The organism is Erysipelatoclostridium sp. MSK.23.31 (genome assembly GCF_019125875.1).
GTDB lineage: Bacteria > Bacillota_I > Bacilli_A > Erysipelotrichales > Coprobacillaceae > Thomasclavelia > Thomasclavelia ramosa.
Map to the genome: position 1 here is coordinate 241,707 of NZ_JAHOCB010000001.1, position 15,452 is coordinate 257,158.

At 33.1% G+C, this 15,452-nt stretch carries 12 protein-coding genes; 4 read left to right on the forward strand and 8 right to left on the reverse strand.

Annotated features, from left to right (window positions below):
* Position 1: 1 nt before the first annotated feature.
* Entirely contained in the window at positions 2-829 is an 828-nt protein-coding gene (gene cdaA, locus KSU54_RS01090) for a diadenylate cyclase CdaA (RefSeq protein WP_003536898.1), read from the reverse strand.
* A gap of 172 nt (positions 830-1,001) precedes the next feature.
* On the opposite strand from cdaA, the gene KSU54_RS01095 reads away from it, so the two are divergent.
* Both KSU54_RS01095 and KSU54_RS01100 read left to right on the forward strand, forming a co-directional pair.
* Positions 1,002-1,532 carry a hypothetical protein gene (locus KSU54_RS01095; protein ID WP_003536897.1) on the forward strand — a complete coding sequence of 177 codons (531 nt, stop codon included), beginning with the start codon at positions 1,002-1,004 and terminating at the stop codon, positions 1,530-1,532.
* A gap of 71 nt (positions 1,533-1,603) precedes the next feature.
* A complete protein-coding gene (locus tag KSU54_RS01100) occupies positions 1,604-2,116 on the forward strand; it encodes a ferritin (RefSeq protein WP_003536896.1) in 513 nt (170 codons plus the stop codon).
* Positions 2,117-2,171: 55 nt separating this feature from the next.
* Here KSU54_RS01100 and KSU54_RS01105 read toward each other — a convergent pair whose 3' ends face one another.
* Both KSU54_RS01105 and gltB read right to left on the reverse strand, forming a co-directional pair.
* A complete protein-coding gene (locus tag KSU54_RS01105) occupies positions 2,172-3,653 on the reverse strand; it encodes a glutamate synthase subunit beta (RefSeq protein ID WP_003536895.1) in 1,482 nt (493 codons plus the stop codon).
* A 2-nt stretch (positions 3,654-3,655) separates the two neighbouring features.
* Positions 3,656-8,167: a glutamate synthase large subunit gene (gltB, locus tag KSU54_RS01110; protein WP_003536894.1), complete on the reverse strand. Its 4,512-nt coding sequence runs from the start codon at positions 8,165-8,167 to the stop codon at positions 3,656-3,658.
* A gap of 302 nt (positions 8,168-8,469) precedes the next feature.
* Here gltB and KSU54_RS01115 point away from each other — a divergent pair, with 302 nt between their 5' ends.
* Both KSU54_RS01115 and KSU54_RS01120 read left to right on the forward strand, forming a co-directional pair.
* Positions 8,470-9,042, forward strand: coding sequence for a PduL/EutD family phosphate acyltransferase (locus KSU54_RS01115; protein ID WP_009300673.1), 573 nt, complete (start codon positions 8,470-8,472; stop codon positions 9,040-9,042).
* Positions 9,043-9,112: 70 nt separating this feature from the next.
* A complete protein-coding gene (locus tag KSU54_RS01120; protein WP_003536892.1) occupies positions 9,113-9,745 on the forward strand; it encodes a DUF4230 domain-containing protein in 633 nt (210 codons plus the stop codon).
* Positions 9,746-9,769: 24 nt separating this feature from the next.
* Here KSU54_RS01120 and KSU54_RS01125 read toward each other — a convergent pair whose 3' ends face one another.
* The 5 genes from KSU54_RS01125 to KSU54_RS01145 all read right to left on the reverse strand — a co-directional run bounded on the left by KSU54_RS01125 (position 9,770) and on the right by KSU54_RS01145 (position 15,450).
* Positions 9,770-12,433 carry a prolyl oligopeptidase family serine peptidase gene (locus KSU54_RS01125; protein ID WP_008793105.1) on the reverse strand — a complete coding sequence of 888 codons (2,664 nt, stop codon included), beginning with the start codon at positions 12,431-12,433 and terminating at the stop codon, positions 9,770-9,772.
* 79 nt (positions 12,434-12,512) lie between these two features.
* A complete protein-coding gene (locus KSU54_RS01130; RefSeq protein WP_008793106.1) occupies positions 12,513-13,346 on the reverse strand; it encodes an AraC family transcriptional regulator in 834 nt (277 codons plus the stop codon).
* Positions 13,347-13,652: 306 nt separating this feature from the next.
* Positions 13,653-14,066 carry an MgtC/SapB family protein gene (locus tag KSU54_RS01135; protein WP_003536878.1) on the reverse strand — a complete coding sequence of 138 codons (414 nt, stop codon included), beginning with the start codon at positions 14,064-14,066 and terminating at the stop codon, positions 13,653-13,655.
* Positions 14,067-14,078: 12 nt separating this feature from the next.
* Positions 14,079-14,354, reverse strand: coding sequence for an HU family DNA-binding protein (locus tag KSU54_RS01140; RefSeq protein WP_003536877.1), 276 nt, complete (start codon positions 14,352-14,354; stop codon positions 14,079-14,081).
* Between the two features lie 67 nt (positions 14,355-14,421).
* On the reverse strand, positions 14,422-15,450 hold the full coding sequence (locus KSU54_RS01145) for a threonine aldolase family protein (protein WP_003536876.1): 1,029 nt from the start codon (positions 15,448-15,450) through the stop codon (positions 14,422-14,424).
* Positions 15,451-15,452: the final 2 nt, after the last annotated feature.

Here is a 15,452-nt window from a genome sequence, read left to right on the forward strand (position 1 = left end):
CTTACTCACCATCCTTTTCTTGAGTATTGAACCAATCTAGTTCATTAACCAAACTTGCTCGCAACTCTTTTCGAGGAATTTTTCGAAGTTTACCATCTGTGGCAAAAGAAATCGTTCCTGTTTCTTCAGATACTACAACTGTAAGCGAATCAGTTATCTCGCTAATACCTAAGGCTGCACGATGTCTAGCTCCATATAGTGGACTTAATTCCTGATTGGTGGGTGGATAAAAGGCGGCCGCACAGACAACCCGATCCCCTTTAATGATCGTTGCTCCATCATGAAGAGGAGTTCCTTCCCAAAAAATCGTCGTAAATAACTCTGCTTTAATATCAGCATTAATCTTTGTTCCGGTATTAATATAATCTATTAACGACTGTCTTCGTTCAAAGGTTATTAATGCCCCAGTTTGATCCTCAGATAATTTAGTAATTGCTCCAACCAGCTCATCCATTAATCGTTCTTTTTCATCATCGCTAAGATTATCATGCTTTAATTCTAATTTAGTTCGTCCGATTTTTTCCAACAAACCTCGAATCTCTGGCTGAAATACAATAATAATTGCAACCACACCCCAAGTAAGAATTGTATCAACTAAATAATCCATTGCACTTAGTCTTAATAAACTTGTAAACATTTTTAAAATTAGGATCAATAAAACTCCCTTAAATAATTGCATTGTACGCATATTTTGCTTCATCATAGAAATCAATAAATAAATTACATACCACACAAGAATTAAATCTATAATAGTTCTACCTACATTAAGGATTGAACTTATATTAAATGTAAATGCAGAAATTAACGGCATCAAATCACCCACTTTCATGAACTATTATACCATTATCCATTTTAAATTAAAAACCCTTTGTCAAATAATTAAGATTCTTTAATCCGACAAAATAATGACATAAAGATTTACAAACCTGCCATATATTCACATATTGTAAACATTTTAACTATACTATCTTTTCTTACACTATTGCTGTGAGGTGAAAGTTATGTTAAAAAAGAAAAATAATCTAATTTGCATGATAATGATCATTACTGCTTTGATTAGCGGTATTAGTACAGTTATCTTGGATTATAACCTTAATTCAAATAGTTCAGCGGTTACATCACTATCTACGAACAGTAATAATCTCGATGGTGATAATCCTTTTGGAAACAATGATTCATCAACTAATAATAGTACAAATCCTTTTGGAAACAGTGATAGCAGTATCTTTCCAACAACAGCCAATAATCAAAACAGTAAATACCGAATTTCAATTTTAGCAACTTGTAGTATTATTATTTGTGCATTAATTGCTAGTCTAGCTATCATTTATTTAATTATGTCTAAACTATCTCAACATCAGGTTTTTATTAACAATGATAAGAAATGGATCTACGGCTTAAGTAGCTGCTTACTTACAATCTTGATCTCCTTTATCTGTATAAATGCTACCAAAAATTTAGACAGTAAAACTAATAATCCTACTAGTATTCCCAATAGTAGTGAACAAAGCAATAACAATGATATTGTCTAATGTTACATAATTGTTAAATCTATTAACAATTAAATAAAATAGGTCTATACTATATACAGGAGGTAATTAAAATGTTAGATAAAAAAGTTGTAGAATTATTAAATGATCAAGTTAACAAAGAATTTTATTCCGCATATCTTTATTTAGACTTTGCTAATTACTATAAAGATAACGGATTAGATGGGTTTGCCAACTGGTATAATATCCAAGCACAAGAAGAAAGAGACCATGCAATATTATTTGTTCAATATCTTCAAAATAACAATGCTAAAGTAACCCTTGAAGCAATCGATAAACCTGATAAAGAGTATACTAAATTAAATGATCCTCTAATTTATGGCTTAGAACATGAAGAATATGTTACTAGTTTAATTCATAATCTCTATGATGCTGCCTATTCTCTTAAAGATTTTCGTACAATGCAATTCTTAGATTGGTTTGTTAAAGAACAAGGTGAAGAAGAAACTAATGCTAATGATTTAATTACTAAATTTAATCTATTTGGTTCTGATTCTCGTTCATTATACTTACTTGATAGTGAACTAGCTGCCCGTGTTTACAATGCTCCATCATTAGTTTTATAACAAAAAATAAAAAGGTCATAACGGATAAACAACTGCTTATTCGCTATGATCTTTTTTATAAATTACTATAACCCATCAAATCAAAATCAACTGCTCGAGCAACTTCGCGACCTTCTTTAATTGCCCAAACCACTAAAGATTGTCCTCGACGCATATCACCTGCAACAAATAATTTTTTTATATTTGTTTGATAATCCTGATTGCTTTTTACATTTCCGCGAGGATTCAATGTAACATTAAATGCTCTAGCTACATGATCTTCAGTTCCAATAAATCCAGCAGATATTAAAACTAAATCTGCAGGAATAGTTTGTTCACTGCCAGCAACAGGTACCATCTCTACTCGCTTAGTTTCTTTATTTTCTTTTGGCTCTAATGAAACAATTACTGCTTCTTTTACCTGACCATTTTTATCTAGAATAAATTCTTTTACCGTTGTTTGATAAATACGAGGATCTTGATTGAAAACAGCAATACTTTCTTCTTGACCATAATCTGTTTTTTTGATTCTCGGCCATTCTGGCCATGGATTATTGTCACTTCTAATAGCAGGAAGTTCCGGCATCATTTCTAACTGCGTTACACTTTTACACCCCAAACGAATTGCACTACCAACACAATCATTACCGGTATCACCACCACCAATAACTAGTACATGTTTATCTTTAGTTGGAGCAAAATTTTTATCTTTTAAATTACTATTAAGTAAAGATTTTGTTATTGCTGTCAAGTAATCAACTGCCATTAAAATTCCCCTGCCTTGACGTCCCGGTACATCAATATCACGGGGCTTCCGTGAACCACAAGCTAGGATTACTCGATCATAGTTATCTAATAATTCTTTAGCTTGCTTTTCATCTTCAATTCCACAATTAGTTTTAAAAACAACACCTTCAGCCTTCATAATTCCAACACGACAATCAATAACTTCTTTTTCTAATTTCATATTAGGAATTCCATACATTAATAATCCACCTATACGGTCGTCCCGTTCATAGACAGTAACTTGGTATCCACGTTTATTTAATTGATCGGCTGCAGTTAACCCAGCTGGTCCAGAACCCACGATTGCAATTTTCTTATCAATACGATGAGTTGGTGGACATGGTTTAATCAAACCTTTTGCATAAGCATCTTCAATAATCCCATATTCATTTTCCTTAACGGTTACAGGTTCGCCATTTAAACCACAAGTACATGCTGCTTCACACAAGGCAGGACATACCCGAGCAGTAAACTCAGGAAAATTATTAGTTTTTAATAATCTTGCCAATGCCTGCTTATAGTTATTATGATAAATAAGATCGTTCCATTCTGGGATCAGATTATTTAATGGACAGCCAGATACAGCGCCTTCTAATTCCCGACCAGATTGACAAAACGGTACACCACAATCCATACAGCGGGCTCCTTGGCAGGCTTGATCATCTTTACTCAAATGCTTATGAAATTCATTAAAATTTTGAATTCTCTTTTTCGGCTCAACAGCCTTACTAACTTGACGCTCAATTTCTAAAAATCCTGTTGGTTTACCCATGGTTATACCCCCTTCCTAGCTTCATTGAATGCTTCAACTTTAGCTTGTTCATTTGTTAGACCTTGCTTTTCATAATACTTTATTAATTCAATCATATGCTTATAATCGTGAGGAACAACCTTCTTAAACATTGATACTTGTTCACCAAAATTATCTAAAATATCTTTAGCTACTTCTGAATTAGTGTGATTATAATGCTTTTGAATAACGGCCCTTAATTCTTCTTCATCATATTTACTTGTCACAGATGAATAAGAGACTAATTCTTTATTAATTCGTGAATACAAACGATTATTAGGATCGTATACATATGCGATTCCACCAGACATACCGGCTGCAAAATTTCTTCCAGTTTCTCCAAGAACAACAACTAAACCACCTGTCATATATTCTAATCCATGGTCTCCGACACCTTCTACAACAGCTTTAGCTCCTGAATTTCTAACTGCAAAACGTTCACCAGCAATCCCATTAATATATGCCTCACCTGAAGTAGCTCCATACAAAGCAACATTTCCAATAATAATATTTTCAGCTGCTTTAAAGTTTGAATTTTCAGGTGGAACAACTACTAATTTTCCTCCTGATAATCCTTTTCCAAAATAATCATTACTATCACCATGCAATGTCAATGTTAAACCATTAGGAATAAAAGCACCAAAACTTTGGCCACCAGAACCATAACAATTTACTTTGAATGTATCATCATCTAATGTATCTTGATAGCGTTTAGTAATTTCTGATCCAAATAATGTTCCTAATGTTCGATCGATATTCGTTATATCAACATTGATTTCATGTGATTGGTGGTTTTCTAAAGCGTTTTTAAACTCTTTTAACAAAATTGTTGTATCTTTTACTTCTTCTAATTTAAAATCATAATTATTTTTAGGATTATGACGTATTTCTTTAGCTTTAATATATGGATTATTAATCACTCTAGATAAATCTACATTTTCAACACCTGGACGAACTTCTAATAAATCACTGCGCCCAACCATTTCGTCGATTGTTTTAAACCCTAGTTCCGCCATATATTCGCGTAATTCTTGAGCTACAAATCGCATAAAGTTTTCAACATATTCTGGCTTACCTGTAAATCTTTTCCGCAAGATTGGATTTTGTGTTGCTACTCCAACTGGACAAGTATCTAGATTACATACTCGCATCATTACACATCCCATTGTTACAAGCGGTGCAGTTGCAAAGCCGTATTCCTCAGCCCCTAATAAAGTTGCGATTGCTAAATCACGACCTGTCATTAATTTACCATCAGTCTCCAATACAACACGGCCACGCAGATCATTCATGATAAGTGTTTGATGAGCTTCTGCTAACCCTAATTCCCATGGTAATCCTGCATTATATACAGAGTTTCTAGGTGCTGCTCCAGTTCCACCATCATATCCAGAAATTAAGATTACTCCAGCCCCAGCTTTAGCAACTCCAGCTGCGACAGTACCGACACCAGCTTCTGAGACTAATTTAACTGAGATTCTAGCATCCTTATTAGCGTTTTTTAAATCATAAATTAATTGTGCCAAATCCTCAATTGAATATATATCATGATGTGGAGGTGGAGAAATCAATCCTACTCCCGGCGTACTATGTCTTGTTTTAGCTACCCATGGATAGACTTTTCCAGCTGGTAACTGACCACCTTCACCAGGTTTAGCTCCTTGAGCCATCTTAATTTGAATTTCTTTTGCTGAACATAAATACTGAGAAGTCACTCCAAATCTTCCTGAAGCAACCTGCTTGATTGCTGAGCATCTACTATCACCATTTTCATCAAGAATAAAACGCTCTGGATCCTCACCACCTTCACCGCTATTAGATTTTCCTTTCAAACGATTCATAGCAATTGCCATCGTTTCATGAGCTTCTTTTGAAATTGAGCCATATGACATTGCTCCTGTTTTAAATCTTTGTACAATTTTATCAACACTTTCAACTTCATCAAGCGGAATTGATTTTCCCTTTTTGAATTGTAATAATCCTCGAAGATTTAGATTTTTACCCTCTTCATCAATCATTGCTGAATATTCTTTAAATAATTTATAATCGCCATTGCGTGTCGCTAGTTGTAATTTGTGAATTGTTGCAGGATTGTATAGATGTTCTTCTTTTCCACTACGTTCTTTATGATCACCACGACTATCAAGTGTAATATCGACGTCTAATCCTAATGGATCATAAACTTTACTATGACGATAATCAACATCATTTTCAATATCCTTGATTGTCTTCCCTTCTATTCTGGTTACTGTTTTAGGGAAATACTTAGCAACAAAGTCTTTAGCTAAACCGATTGCTTCGAAGTTCTGTGAACCCCGATATGATTGAATTGTTGAAATTCCCATTTTTGATGCAATTTTAACAATTCCATGCAAAATACCGTCATTATAATCTTCGATTGCAGCATAGTAATCTTTATCTAGTAAGCCTTCATCAACAAGTTCAAAAATTGTATCTTGTGCTAAATATCCATTAACAGCACTAGCCCCGTATCCAATCAAAGTCGCATAATGATGCACTTCACGTGGCTCTCCAGATTCTAAAATCAAGGCTACAGACATTCTTTTTTTAGTATTTACTAAGTGTTCATTCATTGCTGCAACTGCTAATAAAGAAGGGATTGGAACATGATTTTCATCAACTCCTCGATCCGATAAAATTAAAATATTAGCTCCTTCGTGATAAGCCTTATCTGCTTCTACAAATAATTTATCTAAGGCTTTTTCAAGTGAAGTATTTTTATAATAAAGCATTGATAATACTGCTACTTTAAAACCATCTTTCTTAATATTCTTGATTTTCAATAAATCAGTATTACTTAAAATTGGATGATCGATTTTCAACAAGCGACAGTTCTTCTCATTATCAGCTAAAATATTTCCTTCTGTTCCAATACATAAAGCTGTTGAAGTAATAATTTCTTCCCTAATAGCATCGATTGGAGGGTTAGTCACTTGAGCAAATAATTGTTTAAAATAATTAAATAATGGGGGATGCTGCATTGATAATACCGCTAATGGTGAATCATTTCCCATTGCAACTACTTCTTCACTACCATTCAATGCTAATTTTTTTATATACGTATTTACATCCTCATAACTATAACCATAAATTTTCTGTAACTTAGTTAGCTGTTCCCCTTGATAACGTTCAACTCGAGCATTAGGAATGCGCATATCTTTTAATTTAATCAAATTACTTTCAAGCCATTCACCATAAGGCTGTTTATGGGCATAACTTTCTTTTAAATCATCATCCGCAATTAACTTACCAGCTTTTGTATCAACTAATAACATTTTTCCTGGGCGTAACCGATCTTTAATAACAATATCTTCAGCAGGAATATCTAAAGCTCCAACTTCAGATGATAAAATCAAATAATCATCACGAGTAATATAATAACGAGATGGGCGAAGTCCATTTCGATCAAGTACCGCTCCCATAACTTCTCCATCACTGAATAAAATTGAAGCTGGACCATCCCAAGGTTCCATTAGAGTTGAATTGTATTCATAAAAATCTTTCTTTGACTGTGACATACTTTTATCATTATCATAAGGTTCTGGAATACACATCATTACTGCTCTTGGTAATTCCATTCCAGACATAACTAGAAATTCTAATGTATTGTCCAGCATTGCTGAATCTGAACCGTTAATATCAACGACTGGGTACACTTTATTAGTATCCAGCAAATTAGTTGTCATGATTTCTTCGCGACATAACATATTATTAGCATTGCCTTTAATTGTGTTAATTTCCCCATTATGAACAATAAAACGATTAGGATGAGCCCGTTGCCAAGAAGGCATTGTATTAGTTGAAAAACGTGAATGGACTAACGCAATCGCACTCTTATATTCATCATCTTGAAGATCTTTAAAAAATGAGCGCAATTGTCCAACCAAGAACATTCCTTTATAAACAATTGTTCGTGATGAAAAAGAACATACATAGGTATCGTCAAAATTGCTTTGTTCAAAAATTCTACGAGTTTGATAAAGGATTCGATCAAACTCGATCCCTTTATTGATTCCATGAGGTTTTTTTATGAAACATTGCCAAATTGAAGGCATCGCATCAAGTGCTTTTTGCCCTAATACTTTAGGAACAGTAGGTACTTCACGCCATCCTAAAAATTCCATTCCTTCCTTAATTACGATTGTTTCAAGCATTTTTTTAACTCGATTACGTAAATGTTCATCTCTTGGCATAAATAACATTCCAACACCAAATTTACCTTCTAACGGTAATGGAAATTCTTTAATTGTCTTTTTAAAATAACTATATGGTACTTGCGTTAAAATTCCGACACCATCACCCGTCTCACCTGCAGCATCCTTACCAGCACGATGCTCTAATTGTTCAACAATTTTTAATGCATTACTTACCGTAATATGCGTTTTAACTCCCTTAATGTTTACAACTGCACCAATCCCACAGTTGTCATGTTCAAATGATTTATCGTATAATCCTAGATTTTTTTTCTCGTTCATATAGGTTCCCCCTTTTTATGTAGCCCCATAATACACTATTTCGATAAATGTGTAAAGATATGTGAATTTTTTAGAAAAATCCTAAAAAAACAAAAATAATTCCTAGTTTAACCCCGTAAAACAGCCATTTTAGTACTAAAATGATTATTTTTTAGCATTTATAATAATTTATTTTTACTATTTTAATAAATTTCTATCTAAAATCTTTTTAAAAAAATTTAAAATTTTTTCTATTTTATCGCTATTTCCTTGAAAATAGCGATAAAAGGAGTAATATAGAATAAGGAAAAAGGAGAATGACTATGACTAAAAAAATTATCGTTGAAACTTCAGCAAGACACATTCATTTATCTGACGCTGACTTAGAAACATTATTTGGAAAAGGGTATCAATTAACTAATAAGAAAAATCTTTCTCAACCTGGACAATTTGCATGTGAAGAAAAAGTTACTGTAGTTGGAGCTAAGGGTGAACAAAAAATGTCTGTTTTAGGACCAACTCGTAAAGCTACTCAAGTTGAGTTATCATTAACTGATGCTCGTGCTTTGGGATTACAGGCTGCTATCAGAGAATCTGGAGATATCGAAGGAACTGCAGGATGTAAACTAGTAGGACCAGCTGGTGAAGTTGAAATTTCTTGTGGCGTTATCGCTGCTAAAAGACATATCCATATGACTCCTGCTGATGCGGTTGAATTTGGAGTTACTGATAAACAAATCGTTAAAGTTGAAATCGAAACTGAAGGACGTTCATTAATTTTCGGTGATGTTGTTTGTCGTGTTAGTGAAAATTATGCTACAGCTATGCATATTGACACAGATGAATCAAATGCGGCTGGATGTGGTCGTGAAGTATACGGAACAATCATTAAATAATAAAGCCTTTGGGCTTTTTTATTTTCTCAATAATTGTCGAATTATGTTATAATATCCCTAGGTGATAAAAATGAAAATATTAGACACATTAGGAAAAACAAAAAAAGCTATTGGTGGAATCATTGCAATCCTACTAGTTGCATTACTGATTTTTTACGCGGGAACTCGATTTGCAAGCAGCAGTGAACCAAAGATATCGTCAACTGGTCTGAGTCAACAGCTCCAAGAAATCGAAGAATTGGCAACAATGTCCTATAATTATACTAAAGTTGGTAAATTTTCTAATAATTTAACATTTAATGGCTGGGATATTCCTTTAACTCAAAAAAGTTTTTTAATTACATATGACGGTAAACTTAAAGCTGGTGTCAAAATGGATAAAATTGAAGTAGCTATTAATAATAATATAATTACCGTTTCAATACCAGAAATTGAAATTTTAAGTAATGAAATTGACGAGAGTAGTATTGAAGTATATGATGAAACAAAAAATGTATTCAACCCAATTTCTGTCAATGATTATACTACCTTTGCTAAAAAACAAAAAGAAGCAGTAGCTGAAGAAGCAATCGAAAATGGTTTATTAAGCGAAGCAGCAACTAAAACACAAAGTACAATTAAAAAATATTTAAATGCAATTCCGGGAATTGATGGCAACTATGAGATCAAAGTTAAATTTTTAGAAACAAAAAAAGAGAGCTAGAAATTCAAATCTAGCTCTTTTAATTTAATTATATTTACGTCGAGATACATAAATTCCTGCAAGAGTTAGCATCATAATAGCTCCTAATCCTGCAAAATTAACATCATCACCAGTTTTCACTGAATTCGCTGGTTGATCTGGAGTTGTTGGTTGATCTGGGGTTTCTACTGGAGCAGCAGTTTTAATTTGTTTAGCTAACCATTGCCACGCATTTACACCATTTTCATCATAACATTCATTATTATCAAAATAGATCCATGACCAGTGACCATTATATTGATATGGTGTACCATCTTCATTAAAGAATCTTCCAGTTGTATCATGCACATCATCAAATACTGATACATGAATATTATTAGCTCCAGCAGCTAATAATCTTGCTACTGTTGGTTCTACACATAAAGTCGGATCAACTGTACCATCATTTTTAGCATATGTGAACCAAATTGGCATATCCTTGATTGCATTAATTTGATCATCTGTAATATATTGATCTTGGAATGCTTCGCAGATTGGGAAAGCCGCTGCAAAATATGTTGGATGTTTTAAAACCATTTCCATAGTCATATACCCACCATTAGAACATCCTCCAATAATAACACGATTTGGGTCAATATCGTCATTAGCTTTTACATACGCATCAATCATTTCAAATAAACTCTCAGCATACATTGAACCTTTATCACCATTTTGATAAGCACCCGTTCCATCATCCATCCACATAGTTGGACTTTGTGGTGCTAGTACATAGGCACCTTCAAATAAGCTTTGGAATTCTTTAGATACTAAAGATGTTACTTCATTTCCTAAAATATCAATGTATGGATCCGTTCCACCTTCACCTGCACCATGTAACCAGATAACAAGAGCATTTTTCTTATCATCTTTGGCTGGTGTATAATCAGCATATGAATACGTTGTACCATCTTTAGCAGTATAAGCCTTCATTTCAAAAACTTCACCTTGTGGACAAATCTTTCCATCTCCTGCAACGTCAATATCTGCTTTAATATTTAAATCGGTTACTACTTCATCACCTGAACTCATTGTAGCACCTTTTGCTAAACTTACATTTAATTTATAAGGTGTACACCATGAGTTAAATCCTGTTTTTAAATTATAAATAAATGGTGATCCTTCACTTGGAGAAACATACATTTCAATTGTAATATATTTAGATGAACCGGTTACTTTATTTCCTTGGGCATCAGAAGTATAAGCTGCAGTTACATTACGATCTGCAGTTGCAATACCAATTTCACCAGTTCCCCAATTAATTGTTGCTTCTTTTTCTTCAACAACTTTAAAGTTTTCAGCAACTACAGAATCAGCATCAATTGCTTTATCTAAACTAATTACTGTTTTTGTTACTGCAGGCCCCCAATCATCACCAATAATATAGGCCTTTTGAGAACCACTTGCAATTACTTTATCAGCTTTAGTTTGTACTGACATCCATTGCCATAAGTTAACACCATTTTCATCATAACATTCATTATTATCAAAATAAGTCCATGACCAATGTCCATCATATTGATATGGTGTTCCATCTTCATTAGAGAATCTTCCAGTTGTATCATGCACATCATCAAAAATTGATGTATGTACTTCAGCACCTGCTGCCCGTAATCTTTCTACAAGAGGTTCTGTTGTAGTAGCGATGGCAACAGTTGAATCATTTTTTGCATGAGTAAACCAAATTGGTAAATCTTTAAGTGATTCAATTGTTTCATCAGACACATTCGCACTTTGAGTAGCAGGACAAATTGGATATGCTGCCGCATATAATTCTGGATGCGCAATAATCATGGTCATTGTCATTGCTCCACCTGCAGAACATCCACCTATAATAATTCTATCTTGATCAATATCAGGATTTTCTCTAAGTGTTTTTAAAATCAACTGATAAATAGCTTCAGCATTAGATGTACTATCATATGATCTTCTTTGTGGCACTAAAACATATGCTCCATCCATTGTATTTTGGAATTCATCACCAGCCAAAGCCGTAACTTCATTTCCTAATAAATCGATTTGAACATCTGTTCCAGTTTCACCAACACCATGATTCCAAATAACTAAAGCATTTTTATGGCTATCATTTTCTGGTGTATATAAAGCATATGAAACAGTAGTACCATCATTGGTAAATTCACTCATTTTAAAACCATCTAATTGAGGACAAATTTTACCATCTTCAGCTACGTTAATAGTTGGATCTACATCAATTGTTGTAATTGTTTCATTTTCAGAAACTAGAGTTTCACCAGCTGCCAAAGTAACTTCTAACTGATATGGGTCAGCCCATGCATTTTTCCAAGTTAGATTATTCCAAGAAATTGGATTACCTTCACTTGGAGAAATATACATTTCTACTGTAACAATATTTGAATCAGTAGTTACTTTATTTCCCTGAGCATCAGAAGCATAAGCATCTAAAATTGTTCTATCACTTACTTTGTTTGTGGCAGTTTCTTTAACTAAAAAATCTGTTTTACTGATAGAATCTGCTTTGATTTTTTTGTCAAAAGTGATAATGGATTTAGTGACACCAGCACCCCAATCATCACCTACGACAAAAGCTTTTTGAGTTCCTGTTGCTGTTCCCTCTAGGGCATGGGTTGGCAGTATTGTTAAACCCAGTACCATCATAGCACTCATTAAGCAACTTAAAATTTTCTTAAACATCCTTTCTCCTCCTTTTTCAATATATATATTATATAATTTTAAGCGCTTACATTAATGGCGTTTTATTATCTAATGAATGTCATTTTCTCATCTTTTCACGATACTTTGCGGGAGTTATCACATTTTTTCTTTTAAAAGCTTGATTGAATGATTTCACGTTAGGAAAGCCATTGCCAATAGCAATATCAATAACCGGATAGTCTGTTTCCACTAATTGTTCTTCCGCATGCCATAATCGAACACGACTCAAATATTCTTTCACTGTTGCCCCTAAGCTTTCTTTAAATAACTTAGATAGATATCCTTCTGATAATCCGAATTCATCAGCAATCATTTTAACTGAGAGATCTTCTTGATAATTATTTTCTAAATACTTAATAATCTTTGTAATTCGATCTTTATATTTACTATCTTTAACCTCTAGATACCCGATTCTTTTTTTACTAAGATTATCTAATAATAAGAAAACAAGCATCTGAATATGACTTTTAACTCGAATGTTATTATACGGATCATCACTTTCATAAAAATTAATAATATCAATTATTTTAGCCATAAGTAATTTATTGATTTGTTGATTAGGCTGTTGAAAATAAATTTTATCTATATCATGATACGATTCCCTCAAATAATCATATTTTATTTGTAGGGCGTAGCCCTTATATATACGCTCACCCTCGATAGCCTGAATTGCATGAATATCTTGAGAATTAATAATATAAATATTTCCAGCTGTTATTTTAACTTTATTACCATTTATCCATAAAATAAATGAACCATATAATGGTATCAGAATTTCAATACTTCGATGCCAATGCTTTTCAATTGGTTCTCCAATATTATCTTCGATATAAAAATCATGTAATTTAGTCGGCAGCTCATTATCATGTTCAACCTTTTCATATTTATACATATTAGTACCTTCCTCCAATATTACCATTTAATAATATCACATATTTAACTTTATTATTATATATTTTCATTATAGAAAAAGCCTAAATTATAATAGGCTTTTTATTTTATCTCGATTGAAATAATATCATTATTTTTATCAAATAAAGTCAACATATCTTCTAGGGGGAAACTGGTCGGCAACTTGACTAATAATTCTAGTATTATGGTACTTTGATTATGACTAACTTTAAAATTCATTATCTCAATATGATACTCATGCATAATTTTTTGAATTTTGGAAATTACATCAGATTTATCCTTTACCCTAAATTAACCAGCTCTCCCATACTGTGGGAATCCAACGATATTGTTTGTGAAAAATAATTTGAACTAACAAAATTAAAATAGTGGCTAAGATTCCAATCACATACATTCCCGCCACAATTGCCATTTCTACTGCCGCAGCTGCCCAAATTTCTGCTGCTGTAAAACCGGTTATTTCTCGTTTATGCACAAAAATTATACCAGCTCCTAAAAAACTTACTCCAGAAATAATTTGTGCTGCACTCCGTGATGGGTCAGGTGCTATTCCTTCGTGGCTTAAAATATCATTAAAACCGTATTTAGAAACAATCATTATCATAGCAGCCGCTAAACAGACAATCAAATGAGTTCTTACCCCTGCTACTTTAAGATGATTTTGACGTTCATACCCAATTAAAAATGACCCGAAGGTCATTTTTATATTATATTATTTATTTACGGCATTTTTTAATGCACTACTAGATTTGAATGCAGGAGCTTTGCTTGCAGCAATTGTCATTGTTTCACCAGTTCTTGGGTTACGTCCAGTTCTTTCTCCTCTTTCACGTACTTCAAAGTTACCAAATCCTTTAAGAGATACTTTATCTCCTTTTACCAGAGCTTCAGTAACTACGTCTACAAATGCAGTTACTACTTTATCAACATCAGTTTTTGTCATTTCTGTACTTGAAGCAATTGCTTCTACTAATTCAGTTTTGTTCATTTTAATTTCTCCATTCTATATAGTATAGGAATAATCCTACGAATATTATATTACTTATTAATATTTATTACAAGTTATTATGTAGTAGTTCGCTTAATTTACTAACGAACGAATTAACAGCTTCTTTAGGGGTTGCCCAAGAAGTAACAAGACGGATACAATGGCGGTGATCATCAATGCGATCCATGATATTAAAGCTAAAATCTTGTTGTAATTTAGCAATCAACTCATCATCCATTATCGGAAATACTTGATTAGTTTGTGAAGGTACCATCATTTCAAAATCTTTTAGACCAGCTCGTAAAATATCAGCCATCTTATTTTCATATTTTCCAATTTCTAAATATAGATCATTACTAAAAAGTTCTTTAAATTGGACTCCTAAAAGTCGACCTTTAGCCATCATCGCCCCCTTTTGTTTCATATTATATCTAAAATCCGCTTTCAGACTATCATTAACAATTACTAGACATTCACCGAATAATGCTCCCATTTTTGTTCCTCCAATATAGAAAGCATCGCTGTAATCCGCTAAATCTTTAAATGTAGGTGTATCGGGTAGCGCCAAAGCACTACCTAATCGAGCTCCATCAACAAATAAATACAATTCTTTTTTCTTACATAAAGTAGCTATATCCTTTAATTCATCAAGACTATAAACAGAACCATATTCTGTTGATTGTGAAATATATACCATTTTTGGTTGCACCATATGTTCATCCGAATGCTCTTCGATAATACTTTCAATCATCGCTACTGTTAATTTACCATCTTGGTGAGGTCTAGTTAAAACTTTATGTCCCGTAGCTTCAATTGCTCCGGTTTCATGAACGTTAATATGCCCGCTATCTGCTGCAATCACTGCCTGATATGGACGCAATACTGATGAAATAAATACCGCATTAGTTTGTGTTCCACCAACTAAATAGTGTATATCAACATTATCATTTTGAAGTTGTCTTTTTAACAATCTTGTAGCCTCTAGACAATATTTATCTAATCCATAACCAGCACATTGCTCATCATTTGTTTCAATTAAGGCTTTCATTATTTTTGGATGAGCACCTTCACTATAATCATTAGTAAAACTATACATAA

Bases quoted from the DNA above. Each gene is read 5' to 3' on its own strand.
- KSU54_RS01130 (WP_008793106.1), bottom strand. From the start codon at position 13,346: ATGTATAAATATGAAAAGGTTGAACATGATAATGAGCTGCCGACTAAA.
- KSU54_RS01100 (WP_003536896.1), top strand. From the start codon at position 1,604: ATGTTAGATAAAAAAGTTGTAGAATTATTAAATGATCAAGTTAACAAA.
- KSU54_RS01145 (WP_003536876.1), bottom strand. From the start codon at position 15,450: ATGTATAGTTTTACTAATGATTATAGTGAAGGTGCTCATCCAAAAATA.
- KSU54_RS01115 (WP_009300673.1), top strand. From the start codon at position 8,470: ATGACTAAAAAAATTATCGTTGAAACTTCAGCAAGACACATTCATTTA.
- KSU54_RS01120 (WP_003536892.1), top strand. From the start codon at position 9,113: ATGAAAATATTAGACACATTAGGAAAAACAAAAAAAGCTATTGGTGGA.
- KSU54_RS01095 (WP_003536897.1), top strand. From the start codon at position 1,002: ATGTTAAAAAAGAAAAATAATCTAATTTGCATGATAATGATCATTACT.
- KSU54_RS01125 (WP_008793105.1), bottom strand. From the start codon at position 12,433: ATGTTTAAGAAAATTTTAAGTTGCTTAATGAGTGCTATGATGGTACTG.
- KSU54_RS01105 (WP_003536895.1), bottom strand. From the start codon at position 3,653: ATGGGTAAACCAACAGGATTTTTAGAAATTGAGCGTCAAGTTAGTAAG.
- KSU54_RS01140 (WP_003536877.1), bottom strand. From the start codon at position 14,354: ATGAACAAAACTGAATTAGTAGAAGCAATTGCTTCAAGTACAGAAATG.
- gltB (WP_003536894.1), bottom strand. From the start codon at position 8,167: ATGAACGAGAAAAAAAATCTAGGATTATACGATAAATCATTTGAACAT.
- KSU54_RS01135 (WP_003536878.1), bottom strand. From the start codon at position 14,066: ATGACCTTCGGGTCATTTTTAATTGGGTATGAACGTCAAAATCATCTT.
- cdaA (WP_003536898.1), bottom strand. From the start codon at position 829: ATGAAAGTGGGTGATTTGATGCCGTTAATTTCTGCATTTACATTTAAT.